This is a genomic window from Faecalibacterium faecis, assembly GCF_040096475.1.
Taxonomy (GTDB): Bacteria; Bacillota; Clostridia; order Oscillospirales; family Ruminococcaceae; genus Faecalibacterium; species Faecalibacterium taiwanense.
Map to the genome: position 1 here is coordinate 1 of NZ_JBBMEP010000058.1, position 665 is coordinate 665.

Sequence of the window (665 nt, forward strand, 5' to 3'; positions counted from 1 at the left end):
AGGCATATAAGCAATATAGCAACCACCAAGAATGAAATCACCTAGCAGGGTTTGGGGCAGGCACGCCCCAACAAGAAACAGTCCCAAAGGGGACAGGAAATTTTCGAGTATTGAAAATTTGTGGCCACGGGACGATTCTTGCTCTCACGAAAACCCATACTTTTTGAAAATCCGCTTTTCGCAGCCAAAGGAGGATGCACCATGAAAAAAGAGATCGAAGCCTTCGTCAACGCAGCCAACGAGCAGGAGTTGGAAGCCGCATGGAATAACCTCTCGGCAGAGGAACAGCGAGTTTTCGAGAAGCTCATGGAGGAAGAACCACCCGAAGATGCACTGGCATTTTTCGCACAGCTGTATGATGATGCCCCGAAAGAGCAGACCAGCGAGACTGTGAACATCTCCGAAAATGAAATCTATTTCAAGCGGAAGCCCTTGACCGAAGAGCAGAAGAAACACAGCTCTTATGTGGACGAGAACGGCAACCTCCATGTCAAGAACCTGTCCGCTTTCTGGATTCCAGAACTGACCACCACGGAGAAAGTCGGTCACACCACCTACACCGTGACCGGCAGCTATGAGGGCAAGGAGTCCTTTTTGAAGAAGCTGGAGCGCATTGTTGCCAAGAACGCCCAGCAAAAATTTGAAGATGAGGGTGCAGACGAATG

Annotated in this window: 1 protein-coding gene; it reads left to right on the forward strand. The window is 49.6% G+C overall.

The features are described from left to right. Nucleotides 1–201: 201 nt before the first annotated feature. Nucleotides 202–665: hypothetical protein (locus WMO17_RS13100; RefSeq protein WP_112147961.1), on the forward strand; the 464-nt coding region annotated here is incomplete at its 3' end.